The organism is Mycobacterium adipatum (genome assembly GCF_001644575.1).
Lineage (GTDB): Bacteria > Actinomycetota > Actinomycetes > Mycobacteriales > Mycobacteriaceae > Mycobacterium > Mycobacterium adipatum.
The window spans coordinates 416544-429310 of the sequence record NZ_CP015596.1 but is presented as its reverse complement, the minus strand read 5'-3'; the positions used below and the strand labels follow the sequence as shown (position 1 = coordinate 429310).

General features: G+C 69.1%; 11 protein-coding genes. 6 read left to right on the top strand and 5 right to left on the bottom strand.

The annotated features are described in order from the left end of the window. Positions 1–356: 356 nt before the first annotated feature. Together A7U43_RS29545 and A7U43_RS01945 are read right to left on the bottom strand one after the other, a co-directional pair. On the bottom strand, positions 357–1334 hold the full coding sequence (locus A7U43_RS29545; protein WP_053122705.1) for a hypothetical protein: 978 nt from the start codon (positions 1332–1334) through the stop codon (positions 357–359). Between the two features lie 9 nt (positions 1335–1343). Then, positions 1344–3215, bottom strand: a complete 1872-nt coding sequence (locus A7U43_RS01945) for a hypothetical protein (RefSeq protein WP_048896599.1) — start codon at positions 3213–3215, stop codon at positions 1344–1346. Between the two features lie 224 nt (positions 3216–3439). On the opposite strand from A7U43_RS01945, the gene A7U43_RS01940 reads away from it, so the two are divergent. Further along, positions 3440–6451: a Tn3 family transposase gene (locus A7U43_RS01940; protein ID WP_017682184.1), complete on the top strand. Its 3012-nt coding sequence runs from the start codon at positions 3440–3442 to the stop codon at positions 6449–6451. A gap of 68 nt (positions 6452–6519) precedes the next feature. Here A7U43_RS01940 and merB read toward each other — a convergent pair whose 3' ends face one another. The 3 genes from merB to merA all read right to left on the bottom strand — a co-directional run bounded on the left by merB (position 6520) and on the right by merA (position 9137). Continuing rightward, entirely contained in the window at positions 6520–7164 is a 645-nt protein-coding gene (gene merB, locus A7U43_RS01935; protein ID WP_010596911.1) for an organomercurial lyase MerB, read from the bottom strand. Between the two features lie 71 nt (positions 7165–7235). Further along, positions 7236–7679, bottom strand: coding sequence for a MerR family transcriptional regulator (locus A7U43_RS01930; protein ID WP_010596912.1), 444 nt, complete (start codon positions 7677–7679; stop codon positions 7236–7238). A gap of 18 nt (positions 7680–7697) precedes the next feature. Then, on the bottom strand, positions 7698–9137 hold the full coding sequence (gene merA / locus A7U43_RS01925; RefSeq protein WP_010596913.1) for a mercury(II) reductase: 1440 nt from the start codon (positions 9135–9137) through the stop codon (positions 7698–7700). A gap of 128 nt (positions 9138–9265) precedes the next feature. Here merA and A7U43_RS01920 point away from each other — a divergent pair, with 128 nt between their 5' ends. From A7U43_RS01920 to A7U43_RS01900, 5 genes are read left to right on the top strand one after another with little or no spacing between them, the layout of a single operon-like run. Further along, positions 9266–9655, top strand: coding sequence for an ArsR/SmtB family transcription factor (locus A7U43_RS01920; RefSeq protein ID WP_026138108.1), 390 nt, complete (start codon positions 9266–9268; stop codon positions 9653–9655). Further along, positions 9655–9954: a hypothetical protein gene (locus tag A7U43_RS01915; protein WP_010596915.1), complete on the top strand. Its 300-nt coding sequence runs from the start codon at positions 9655–9657 to the stop codon at positions 9952–9954. Before A7U43_RS01920 ends, A7U43_RS01915 begins: the two co-directional genes overlap by 1 nt. Further along, positions 9951–10457, top strand: coding sequence for a TlpA family protein disulfide reductase (locus tag A7U43_RS01910; RefSeq protein ID WP_010596916.1), 507 nt, complete (start codon positions 9951–9953; stop codon positions 10455–10457). Before A7U43_RS01915 ends, A7U43_RS01910 begins: the two co-directional genes overlap by 4 nt. After that, positions 10454–11350: a cytochrome c biogenesis CcdA family protein gene (locus tag A7U43_RS01905; RefSeq protein ID WP_010596917.1), complete on the top strand. Its 897-nt coding sequence runs from the start codon at positions 10454–10456 to the stop codon at positions 11348–11350. Before A7U43_RS01910 ends, A7U43_RS01905 begins: the two co-directional genes overlap by 4 nt. Then, positions 11347–12726, top strand: a complete 1380-nt coding sequence (locus A7U43_RS01900) for a dihydrolipoyl dehydrogenase family protein (RefSeq protein WP_010596918.1) — start codon at positions 11347–11349, stop codon at positions 12724–12726. The genes A7U43_RS01905 and A7U43_RS01900 overlap by 4 nt, the downstream gene beginning before the upstream one ends. Positions 12727–12767 lie beyond the last annotated feature (41 nt).

Genomic DNA, 12767 nt, shown 5'->3' with positions numbered 1-12767 from the left:
GTCACAGAACTGCACGACGGCCCGGGCGAAGCTGTCACGCTGCTTTGATGCGGATACACCGCGCTCGGAATGCCAGGAGCGCTCACCGTGATCGATGGTGGGGGCGGCGGGCCCGGATCGGGCGTCGCTGTTTCACCGCTGCGGCTCGTCACAACCCCAGCTGCCACTCCGCCGCTGAGTATCAGCGCGCCGGCGACATAGAACGCCCATACCCGCCCCTGCGAGAGAGTCATGGCGGCCAGCTGGTCCCGCGGTCGGAATCTGCCCCGCCACCGCGGCGTCGGCTGGGGTGGCGGTCGATCGGGTCGCAAACGTCACCGACAGTGGCTGTGGCCCTCCCCTGGGATACCACCGGCTCACACCATGAAGATCGCGTCGAGGAGCTGATCGGCGAATTGCTCATGCTTGGAGTACGCATCCGGATAGGCCGATCGTTGCACTGCCTGTGCAGCTGCACCCATATCCATCTGATCGCGGCCCGGGATCTTGAACAGCTCGTTGAAGAACTTCTCGGCACTGGTAGACGGGTCCATCAAATCCGCTGTCGCACCCCAGGATTGCCGCTGCTGAAACGGGCCTGTGGAGTCGTGGTCGTGGCCGACACCATCGTTTTCTATCAGCATCGACTCCGGCACTGAATCGTTGGCCAATCGTCGAATGTTCGATTCGGTCATGGCGGTCATCAAGGCGATCTGGATGTCGTCACGACTGGCCCCCATCCTCAGGCCTGTGTTGACGATCTCCTTCGCGTTCTTCATCTGCTGCGCATCGAGCGGACCGAACACCGCAGGACCACCAACCTTGGTGAGCGCTGATTCCCTTATCCCCGACCCACTTTGACGTCCCGCTCCGGCGGGGCCGGCACTTGCGAAGCTAGGCAAGGAGAACCCGCCACCCCCCATACCGCCGCCAGCGGAGCCCATCGCTGCAGCAGGCATCGCCATCTGCTGCGGCATGGCCGTCCACATCGGCTGCTGCGCTGCTGCCGGGGCCACCGGAACTGGGGGCTGCTGGCCCAGCATAGGACCGCCGCTGACATTCCCTGAGGACAACTCGGTCTTGGCGTTGACCCCTTCGATGTCGGCAGCCGATTCCCGCGCGCGTTCCTCGACGTCCTCGGTGAACTCCTCGCCCGTGTCGGAGGCTTGTGCGCCGCGATCGAGCTCGCGCCGCGTTCTCTCGTGCGACTGCTTCACCGCCTCACTGGTGCTTGGATCGATCCCTTCGGCAGGGACTTCATCGGGCATGGCTTCAGCGGCCCCGCGGAACTCGTTGCCGACCTTGTGCAGCGCGTCGGTCAGTACCCCGCTGACTTGGCACTTGTCACTGGACACCCCAGCCTCCTACGGAAGGATGTTCGTCGGGTCGATCGGCGCCATCCCGGGGACAGACCCCGGCGCCGGGGGGTCAACAGGCGGCTGCCCGGATGGGCCCGCGTCGGGCGGCACGATCACCGGCGGATCTTGTGGGGATGCTGCGGCCGGGCCCTGTGCCCCGGGCACCTCAACAGCGGCCAACTGAATGCCACCGTCGTCAACCCCCTGTGGTGTGCCCTGATCGTCGACGAACCCTGTGTTGAGGCTGAACAATCCGTCGGTGCTGCTATCGAAGACGGCCACCTTGGACAGTGGGTAGATCCTTTTGTCCTCGCCGAGCACTTGGTCTTCGCCGACGTAGATGTAGTCCTTGCCATCGGCGCTGGACACGACGTGGCCGGGCTGCAGGTCGTCGGGTGCGACCACCGAGCCAATATCGGTACCCGGCTCGCCGATAGGGATCCCCAGGTCCTGTGCTGCTGATCGCACCGATACGGGTGCTCCGTCCTCGGCGTTTTGCATCCGCTGAACGACCTCAGCGATCTTGGGGTCCTTGAAGTCGACCGGGCCGACACCTTCGACGTTGACCACCGCCGACGGCTCAGTCGTGGCGCCGATCTCGGCAATCTCCGGGCCGGGCTCGTCAACCTTCACCACCGGTTCTGGCTGAGCTTTCGGCCGGGGACCTTCGTCGGGCTTCGGTTCCTGCGGGCCATCGTCCGTGGTCTTCTGCTCATCGTCGGGCAGCACGTCGTCGCTGATTTCGCCGGCGTCGTCGGGCTTGGTGGGTGGCTCGGGAAGATTGGACATGATGTCGCTGAGCGGTTTGGGGCCTGCGGAGGGGCCGGCACCGCCGAATGGGTTGCCGGCGCCGCCCAGCGGTCCCATCCCCATCGGAGCCCCGCCTGGCCCGGCCAGAGGATTGTTGATGCCCTGCGGCGGGGTGAGGTCGGGCCCGGGAGGCGCAGTGTCGGCTGACGGTGCCGTGGCGATCGGCGATGTCGGCTCGAGCAGGGGGGTGTCCTTCTCCTCGGAGTCCTTGTCGGGCTCGGGTGCTTTGCTCTCGGGAACGGGCAGCGAGGCACCGATTGGGCCTGGCTCTGCGCGCACCGCAGCGGTACTCCAGTCGCGCACAGCGTCCGAGATGCGTTGATCTGCCGCAGCAACGCCTCGTGCGGCCTCCTCGATCGCAGGGATGTTGGCCGACAGGTTCTCCGCGCCGTAGCCGCCGCCGAGGAAGCCGAGGAACCGGCCATGGGAGTTGGCCAGCTGTTGACGGGCCATCGCGTTACCTTCACGGACCCGCTGATACGCCTCATTTCCAGCTGCCGCAGCGGCAGACAATGCAGTCGCCATCGGCGACCCGGCCTTCGGCCCGAAATCCGCGATCACCTGGGCCGCATCACTGCGCGCCGTCTTCAGCTTCTCGCCCCACTGCTCAGGCGCATTGTTGAGCAGCGCAGTGTAGTTCGACGACACCTCTGCGGCTCGCGCAGTCGCCGCATTGAGCTTGGACACTGCACCGCTGAGGTTCGTCAGAGCGGGCACTTCGGAATCCTGCAGGTGCCACAGTCGGCGGCTCCCGGGCTCGATACCGGAGATGTGCTCGTTGAGCGCCGCGAGCTTGGCATCAGCGGGACCGATATCGTTCTGCCGGTTGTCATCGGTGGCGGGTAGCCACGTCGTCGTCGGCGGTGCCGGTGGCTGGTTGGCGTCCAGCCCCGAGGCAAAGATGCCGGTGATCATGTTCCGCATCTGCTGATCGATGATCAACGAGCCGACCAGGAATCCCCCGGCGACGAGCCACCCCGGCCCGGGAATCGCGGCACCGACGGCCAGCGCCGCCGCCCGTAGACCCGCCTGCTTGGCAGCCAGCACCGCGCCCTTCTTCGCTGCCAACTGTGCAGCGCGACCGCCGATCTTGCGGCTCAGCGCGCTTTCGGCGTCGGCGGCAGCTTTTCTCGCCGCCTTCTTCGGGGTCCCGGTAGTAATGGCGCAAAAAACAACGAGGTTCGCGTAGCGCCTGGTCGGCGGTGATTTCTCGGTTCGGGCTGCGGGCCGGGGTGGTTGGTGCTTGGCTTGGCTGCCGATGAGGTTGGTCGGCGTTTTGGAGGCTGGGGTTCGTGGCGACGCGGGTATTCGCGGACGAGGAGTTGCAGCGCCTGCGGGAGTTCCCGGAGATCAGTCGTGAGGAGTTGTTCCGGTACTTCACGCTGACCCCGGCGGATCTGGCGTTCGTTGCTCCGCAGGGCAGGGGCCCTGCGGTCCGTCTGGGCCTGGCGGTGGCGTTGTGCACCTTGCCGTGGCTGGGGTTCGTGCCGGACAAGGTGTCGTCGGCGCCGCCGGTGGCGGTGGCCCGGTTGGCGGATCAGCTGAATGTCGATGCGGTGCAGCTTCGTTCGTATGGCAAGCGGGCGCAGACGCGGACCGAGCATGTGCGGCTGGTGGCCCAGTATCTGGGGTGGCGGCCTGCCGGGTCGATGGAGTTGAAGGAGCTGGATGAGTTCCTTCTGGCGCGGGCGATGGAGCACGATTCGCCGACGCTGTTGTTCCGGCTGGCGTGTGAGTACCTGATCTCGGCGCGGGTGATCCGGCCGGGCCCGGACACGGTGGTCCGCCGGGTCGCGCATGCTCGCACGCAGGCGCAGCGGGAGACCTATGACCGGTTGGCGCGCGAGTTCACGCCGCAGCGGTGTAAGGAACTGGATGCGTTGCTGGTCGCCGACCCGTCTATCGGGATGTCGCGGTTGCGGTGGTTGTCGACCGGCCCGGTGGAGGCGTCGGCGACCGCGGTGAAGGCCGAGGTCGAGAAGCTGGTGTTCCTGCGCAACCTGGGCGCGGATGAGCTGGATATGTCGGTGCTGCCGGCGGAGCGGCGGCGGTTCCTGGCGACTGTGGGCCGACGCTTGACGGGCCAAGCCTTGGAACGCCGGGATCCGCAACGCCGCTACCCGATCCTGCTCACGGTGTTGGCTCAGTCGGCCACCGATGTGCTCGACGAGGTGGTGCAGCTGTTCGATCAGGCGATCTCGGCCAGGTTGAGCAAAGCCGAACGCCGGATGCGCGACGAGCTCGCCGAGCGCGGTAAGGCCGGAGAGGATCGGCAGGGGTTGCTCGACGACTTGCTGGCCATCATCACCGACACGCAGATCCCTGACGAGGAGATCGGCGGCCTGATCCGGGGCGATCGGATCGGATGGGAGCGGTTGCGGGCCGCGGTCGCGCAGGCCAAACCTCGGCTGCCGCGCGATCACGGGCACCTGGCCGCTCTGGACAGCTCGTACTCCTATCTGCGGCAGTTCACCCCGCAGGTGCTGTCGACAGTCCGGTTCGCCGGCGGCACCGCGGCGATCGAGCTGCTGATCGGGGTGCACATGCTGCGGGAGCTGAATGCGACCGGTACCCGCAAGGTGCCCGACGACGCGCCGACGGGGTTCGTGCCGACGAAGTGGCGCGGCTACCTCGACGAGGCCCGCAAAGCCGGCAACACCACCGCCTATCGGCACTACTGGGAGCTGTGCGTGCTGCTGGGGCTGCGGGACGGGTTGCGCAGCGGCGACGTGTTCGTGCCGGGGTCGCGCCGCTACGCCGACCCGGCCGCTTACCTGCTGACCCCGCAGGCGTGGGAGCCGCAGCGTGACGAGTTCTGCCGCCTGGTCGGCAAGTCCGCTGATCCGGCCCGCGCCCTGGCGACCGCCACCGACGAGCTGCACGACGCTATGAGCGAGTTGGAGAAGGTGCTCGCCGACGGCGACGGCCCGGTCCGTCTCGATGAGGCCGGTGACCTGGTGGTCTCGCCGCTGTCGGCAGAAGACGTTCCGGCCGAAGCGGTGGCGTTGAAGCAGGAGTTGACGGAGATGCTGCCGTTCGCGCCGATCGTGTCGCTGTTGATCGAGCTGGACAAACGCACCGGCTACCTGGACTGCTTCACCCACGCCGGCGGTAAGCAGTCCCGCACCCCGGAGTTGAAGCGCAACCTCATCGCGGTGCTGCTGGCCTACTCCACCAACCTGGGTCTCACCCGTATGGCGGAGGCCTCCGGCATCTCCTACGACATCCTGGCCTGGACTTCGGAGTGGTATGTGCGGGAGGAGACGCTGCGGGCGGCGAACCTGACGATCATCGACTACCACCAACGCCTGCCGCTGACCCCGATCTTCGGGGCCGGCACCCTGTCCTCCAGTGATGGGCAGCGGTTCCCGACCCGTGGCAAATCGGTCACTGCCAGAGCGTTGAGCCGCTATTTCGCGAACGAAGGACTGAGCACGTATACCCATGTCACCGATCAGCACGCCACCTACGGCACGAAGGTCATCGTCGCGACGAGACGTGAAGCTCACTACGTGCTGGACGAAATCCTCGGCAATGCAACGGATCTGCCGATCACCGAGCATGCGACCGACACGCACGGCGTCACCCTGGTGAACTTCGGGCTGTTCGACCTGCTCGGGTTGCAGCTCTCGCCCCGCATCCGGGACCTGGGCCGGATCACCCTGTACCGGGCGGCGCCGCGAGCCCAGGTCGAGTCCGCGTTCCCGCACGCGGGCCCGCTTTTGACCCGGCGGTGCAATCTCGATCTGATCGCCGAGCACTACGACGACCTGCTCCGGCTGGCCGGGTCGCTGAAGTTCGGGCACGCCACCGCGTCGCTGCTGGTCGGCAAGCTGTCGGCGTCGGGCCGGCAGAACGCCCTCGCGGCGGCGCTCAAGGAGTACGGGGCGCTGCGGCGCACGATCTACGCCGCCCGGTATCTGTCCGACCCGGGCTATCGACGCAAGATCTCCCGCCAGCTCAACAAGGGCGAATCCCTGCACGCGCTCCGCCGCGACCTGCTCTACGCGCATGAAGGAACCGTGCGCGCGAGGCACCTGGAGGGACAGACCGAACAGGCATGGTGCCTCACGTTGGCGACCAACGCCGTCATCGCCTGGACCACGGAGTATTACGGTCTGGCGACCGAACAGATGCGGCGGGCCGGGCGGCGCATCGATGACGAGGTGCTGGCGCACATTTCTCCGGCGCACAGCGAGAACATCAACTTCTTCGGCGCCATCGAGGTCGACATCGACGCCGAACTGGCCCAGCTCGGCCCCACCGGGTACCGGCCGCTGCGGGTCCGCGACACCCTCTTCTGACCGCCGGCTACCACCTTCCGGGAGAGGGTGCTGGGGCGTAGCTGGGCACATCGGTGGCCTGGGTTGGGTCAGCGACAGCGTGGTGGTTCGGTGGCGGTGAGGACGCGGTCGCTGATCGGGCGCAGCTGGGCGTAGGCGTCGGCGACGGGCAGCACGAGCCCGGTGGGGTGCCGGCTCTGCCAGTCGGCGGCCGCCACGGCGGTGGCGAAGTAGCGGCCGGGGTTGCAGGTGGTGGCGCGGACCCGGGTCGGGTCGAGTTCGTCGGGGCCGGGTACAGAGATGACCGCGGTGGCCGGGTCGAGGCCGCTGACCCCGGAGGCCGGGTCAACGGACAGTCGGATGGTGGTTCCGGTTGCGGCGCAGGTGGATTCGACGGTGGCGGGGCGACCGATGATGGCGGGGAACAGCAGGGTGTCGGCGGCGCACCAGGTGTAGAGCTGGTGGCCGTCGACGGTGAACCGGTGCGGGGTGGGATTGAGGGTCAGGCCCCAGCCGAGGATGCGGTGCCGGTCGTCGTATTCGATGTCCGCGGCGGCGGGCGCGTTCTCGACGTCGGCGACGCTGGCGCCGGCGGCGGTAGCGAGCTGTTCGATGGTGATCGGTTCACCGGCCGCGAGCAGCCGCATCGCGGTGCCCATCAGGTTCGTTCCCGTATTGGCGGTGGAGTCGAACAGTGTGTCGACGATGGTGGTGGCGAACGGGTTGGTCGTCATCGCTGGTGTCCCCTCGGAGCGTGTAGTCACGGGTGTGGGATCGAGTGTCGGGCTTGCCACCGCAGGGAAGGTCAAGCGCCGCAGCCGCATGTCCTCGGATCCGGCACCCACGGCGGGGCGGCGGCTCGGTCGTGGCTGGTCGCCCGGGTCAACGCGTCGTGGTGGTGGTGTTCGAACTCGTCGATGCGGCGGCGCTGCTCGTCGAGGTCGCGGATGCGGTCCTCGATCCGGGTCCGGGAGCGGGCCAGTAGTTCGGCCAGCTGCGGTCCGACCGGCCGGGCGCTGTCGTCGCAGGTGGCGGCGAGCTGACGGATTTCGGCCTCCGTGAGGCCGAGGCCGCGCAGGGTGGCGATGACCTCGACGCACCACAGCGCGTGTTCGTCGAAGAGCCGGTATCCGGCCCGGCTGCGGCCGAGGCTGTAGATCAGGCCCAGGTCGTGGTGGCGGCGTAGTACTTTCGCCGGCACTCCGGTGCGGCGGGCCAGGTCTCCGATGGTCATCACCGGTGTGTTCATGACGGCTCGATCCGGTCCTCAGCCCGCGCAGCAGGACAGCTTGGCGACATCGGCGGTGAAGGTTTGGGCGGTGAGTTTCAGCGCTTCGGCCATGGTCAGATACGGCGCCCAGGTGCGGGCGAGCTGGTCGACGGTCATGCCCGCGGTGATCGCGTACCCGGCGGCGGTGATCAGATCCCCGGCACCCTCGGCGACGGCGTGCACGCCTAGCACCCGCCCGGTCCCGGCCTCGGCGACGAGTTTGACCACACCACGGGTGTCCCGGTTGACCAGGGCACGCGGCACGTTCGCACCGGTGAGCAGCCGCGACTCGGTCCGTAATCCGGCTGCGGCGGCTTGGCTGTCGGTGTGGCCGACCGCGGCGATGGCCGGGCTGGTGAATGTCACCCGCGGCAGCGCCGTGTAGTCCAGGGTGCGGCCGGCGTGCCCGAGGGCGTTGCCGGCGGCGAGTGTGCCCTGCGCCGCCGCGACGTACACGAATTGGGGGCCGCCGGCCACGTCGCCCGCGGCCCAGATCCGCGGGTTGCTGCTGCGCTGGTGGGCGTCGACGACGACGGCGCCGCGGTCGTCGGTGCGTACCCCGACCGCCGCCAGATTCAATCCGGGGGTGTCGGGGCGGCGGCCGGTGGCGATGAGCAGCTGGGCGGCCCGCAGTTCGGTGGTGGCCCCGTCGGCGGTGCGGACGGTGACGAGTTTCTCGCCGCCCTCGGCCAGTGCCTTGTCGAGGGTGGCGCCGGTGAGCACGGTGATGGCTTCGTCGGCGAACACCTGCGCGATGGCCCGGGAGATCTCGGGTTCCTCGAACGGCGCCAGCCGATCCAGGGCCTCGATCACCGTGACCCGGGTGCCGAGCCGGGCGAACAACTGTGCCTGTTCGAGACCGATGGCGTTGCCGCCCACCACGATCAGCGACCCCGGCAGGACGTCGAGCTCCATCGCGGTGGTCGAGGTCAGATACCCCGCCTCGGCGAGCCCGTCGGTCGGCGGCGCCCACGGCGCGGCGCCGGTCGCGATCAGGTACTGATCGGCGTCGATCACCCGCGGGCCATCGGCCCCCTGCTCGACCCGCAGCACCGGTGCGTCGGTGGTACCGGTGAAGACGGCGGTTCCCGAGACGATCTCCCAGCCGTAGTCGGCGGCCAGGTCGAGGTACTTCTCGCCGCGAAGCCGGTCGACCAGCGCGTTCTTGCCCGCGATCAGCTCGGCGAAGTCCACCGGTGCCCCGGTCGCCGCCAGCCCCGGGAACCGGTCGGCGCTCGCCGCGGTGTGCCGGGCCTCCGCGGCGGCCAGCAGCGCCTTCGACGGCACGCAGCCCACGTTCACGCAGGTGCCGCCGATCGCGGCGCGCTCGACCATCACCACCCGTTTGCCGAGGTTGACCGCGGCGATGGCGGCGGCGAACGCCGCCGAACCGGAACCGATGATCGCCAGATCGGCGCGCGGGGATGTCGTGGTCACGGCGGGTTCTCCTTGCTGGGGGACTCCGGTCACGGAACAGGTTGCTATTCGCGTTGACGAATATCTCCGGACATCATACTATGCGCTTATCCGAATAGTTCAACTTTCTTCTTGTGGAGGCGATCCCCTTGCCCCGGTCCACGACCGCCGCCGTCACCGCGCCCGGTGGCGAGACGGCCTGCACGCACCTGGATGCGACGGCGAAGTTCTTTCGCGCGCTGTCGGATCCGACGCGGTTGAAGCTGCTGGAGTTCATCTTGGCCGCCGAGCGCACCTCCGCGGAGTGTGTCGAGCATGCCGGGATCTCCCAGCCGCGGGTGTCGGTGCACCTGTCCTGCCTGGCCGACTGCGGTTATGTGACCGCGCGCCGTGACGGCAAGAAGCTGCGCTACTCCGTCGGCGACCCACGCGTCGCGGACCTGGTGATGCTGGCCCGCTCCCTCGCCGCCGACAACGCCGCCGCGCTGACCTGCTGCACCCGCATCGACACCGCTCGTGTGAACGGAGCAGGACATTGATGAACGTACGCAACAACTCCACGGGGATCGGCGGCCCGCTCGCGGTGGTGGGTGCCGCCGTGGCCATGATCGTGTGCTGCGCCGGACCGGCCTTGATCGCGGCCGGTGCGCTCACCGCCCTCGGCGGTGCGCTGCGCAGTTGGGGACCGATCGTGGCCGCCGCGGTGATGGTCCTCGCCGCCGTCGGCTACACCGCGCGCCGTCGTAAGCCGCCGCAGCGAGGGACAGTCCGCGGACTGCTGGGCACCCGCCGATCGCATCAGCCCAACGCGTCGACCGATCGGAGTTCCCAGCCGTGACCACGCCGATCACCCGACGCACGGTGAGCGCGGCGCTCGCCGCCCTGGCGGTCACGGTGCTGGCTGCCTGCGGCACCGACACCGCCTCGCCCCGCGCCGCCACCGACCCCGTCACGGTCACCGCGCTGTCCGGGGCGCCGGTGACCGTGCCCAGCGGCAAGCCGACGGCGATGTTCTTCTTTTCGGTCGGCTGCGGTGAATGCGTGGGCGGCGCGAAGTCGCTGTCGCAGGCTGCGCGACAACTCGGTGACACCGCCGCTTTCGTCCTGGTCGACATGGATCCGGCCGAACCTGCCCAGGTCGTCACCGACTTCCAGCAGCAAACCGGGACCGACACCGTGCCCGCGGTCATCGACACCGATGCGACCCTGACCAAGCGGTACTCCGTGGCCGCCCTGTCGACCCTGCTCGTCGTCGACCCCGGCGGTGCGGTCGCCTACCGGGCCGCCGACCCGTCCGCCGATCAGATCACCGCCGCGCTGGCGAAGGCCGGGGACCGGTGAACGGGCTGCTGGCCTTGGCGTTCACCGCGGGCATGCTCGCCCCGGTCAATCCGTGCGGTTTCGCGCTGCTGCCGGCCTGGATCACCCACACCCTCGGCGACACCGCCACCGAACCGCTCGGGGTACGCACGGCGCGGGCGCTGCGAACCGGCGTCGCTTTTACCCTCGGGTTCGCGGGCACCCTGGCCGTGGCGGGGCTGGCCATCAGCGCCGGTGCCCGCGCGCTGATCAGCGCCGCGCCGTGGCTCGGTCTGGTCGTCGGTGTCGCCCTGGTATTGCTCGGTGTCGTCATGTTCACCGGCCGCGTGCTCGGTCTGCGACTGCCCACCCGAGCGCTGCGCCCGGCCACCGGGCCGGGCGGCACAACCGGGATCGTCCTCGCCGGGATCGGCTACGCCGCGGCGTCGCTGTCGTGCACGTTCGGGGTGCTGCTGGCCGTCATCGCCCAGGCCCAGGCCACCGCGGGCTGGGGTGCGCTGCTCGCGGTGTTCGTCGCCTACACCCTCGGCGCCGCGACGATCCTGCTGCTGGTCAGCCTCGCCGCCGCGGCCGCCGGTACCGCGCTCACCCACCATCTCGCCGCCCTCGCCCGGCACGGCACCCGCATCACCGCGACCGTGCTCATCCTCACCGGCGCCTACCTGGCCTGGTACTGGCTGCCCGCCGTCACCGGCGACACCACCGGCACCAACGGATTCGCGGCCCTGTCCACCACCGCCAGCACCTGGCTGCAGAACCACACACCACTGATGGCGACGATCGCGGCACTGACCGTGCTCACCGCCGCCGTCACCGTCCTCGCTCACCGCATGATCCGGCGCCGCGTTACCGATGCCGCACCCGTCGACTGCTGCACCCCGACGACCGTCATCGAGGAAGGGCGCCCGCAATGACCGAACGCTACGACACCCTCGTGCTCGGCGGCGGAATGTCCGGGCTGCCACTGGCGCTGCGCGCCGCCCGCCACGGCCGGGTCGCCTTCGTCGAGAAGGAACTGCTCGGCGGGACCTGCCTGAACCGGGGCTGCATCCCCACCAAGACGATGATCGCCTCCGCCGCCGTCGCCCATCAGGCCCGCCGCGCCGCCGAGTTCGGCGTCCGCGTCGGCGGTCCGGTCACCGTCGACCTGGCCGCCGTGGTGGAGCGTAAGAACACCCTCGTCGATTCCATCCGGGCCGGATCGTATCGGGCCGTCGAAAAATCCGCCGACCTCGACTTCTACCACGCCGCAGGACAATTCACCGGTAACCGGCGCCTCACCGTCGACGGCACCACCCTGACCGCGGACCGGATCATCCTCGCGACCGGCACCCGCACCACCCTCCCGGCCATCGACGGCTTGGATGCCGTGCCCTACTACACCTCCCGCACGCTGCTCGACCTCACCGAACTACCCGCCCACCTGCTCGTCGTCGGCGGCGGCTACGTCGGCTGCGAATTCGCGCAGATGTTCCGGCGATTCGGCGCCGAGGTCACCATCGTCCAGCGCGCCGACCGGCTGCTGCCCGGGGAAGACCCCGACATCAGCGCCGCCGTCGCCGACGGCATGACTGCCGACGGCATCACTGTCGCGACCGCCACCACCTGTACTCACGCCGCCGGGACGGCCGGCAACATCCGGATCGGCTGCACCGGCACCGAGACCGCCGAGATCACCGGCAGCCACCTGCTGCTCGCCACCGGGCGCACCCCCAACACCGACGCCCTGGGCCTGGAACACCTCGACCTGCAACCCGACCCGCACGGCTTCCTCACCGTCGGCGACACCCTGAACACCTCCGCCGACAACGTGTGGGCGATCGGCGACCTGCGGGGCGGGCCGATGTTCACCCACACCGCCCGCGACGACGCCGACATCGTCTACCGCACCGTCTACCGCGACCAGGACCGCACCACCACCGGACGTGTCGTGCCGCACGCGGTGTTCACCGACCCCGAAGTCGGAGCCGTCGGCCTGACCGAACCCGCCGCCCGCGCAGCCGGCTACGACGTGATCATCGGCCGCCAGAACTTCACCGGCGTTGCCAAAGCACGCGCCATCGGCAACACCCGCGGCCTGGTCAAATTCGTCGCCGACGCCGCCACCGACCGGATCCTCGGCTGCCACATCGCCGGACCCGACGGCGGCGACCTCGTCCACGAAGCCGTCATCGCCATGACCTGCGGCGCCACCTACGGCCAACTCGCCGCCGCCATCCACATCCACCCCACCCTCGCCGAAGCCGTCAACGCCGCCGCCGGCGGCGTCCACCGACCCGCCGCCGACTGATCCCACAGATAACACCCTGTTATCTGTGGCACCATGAAACC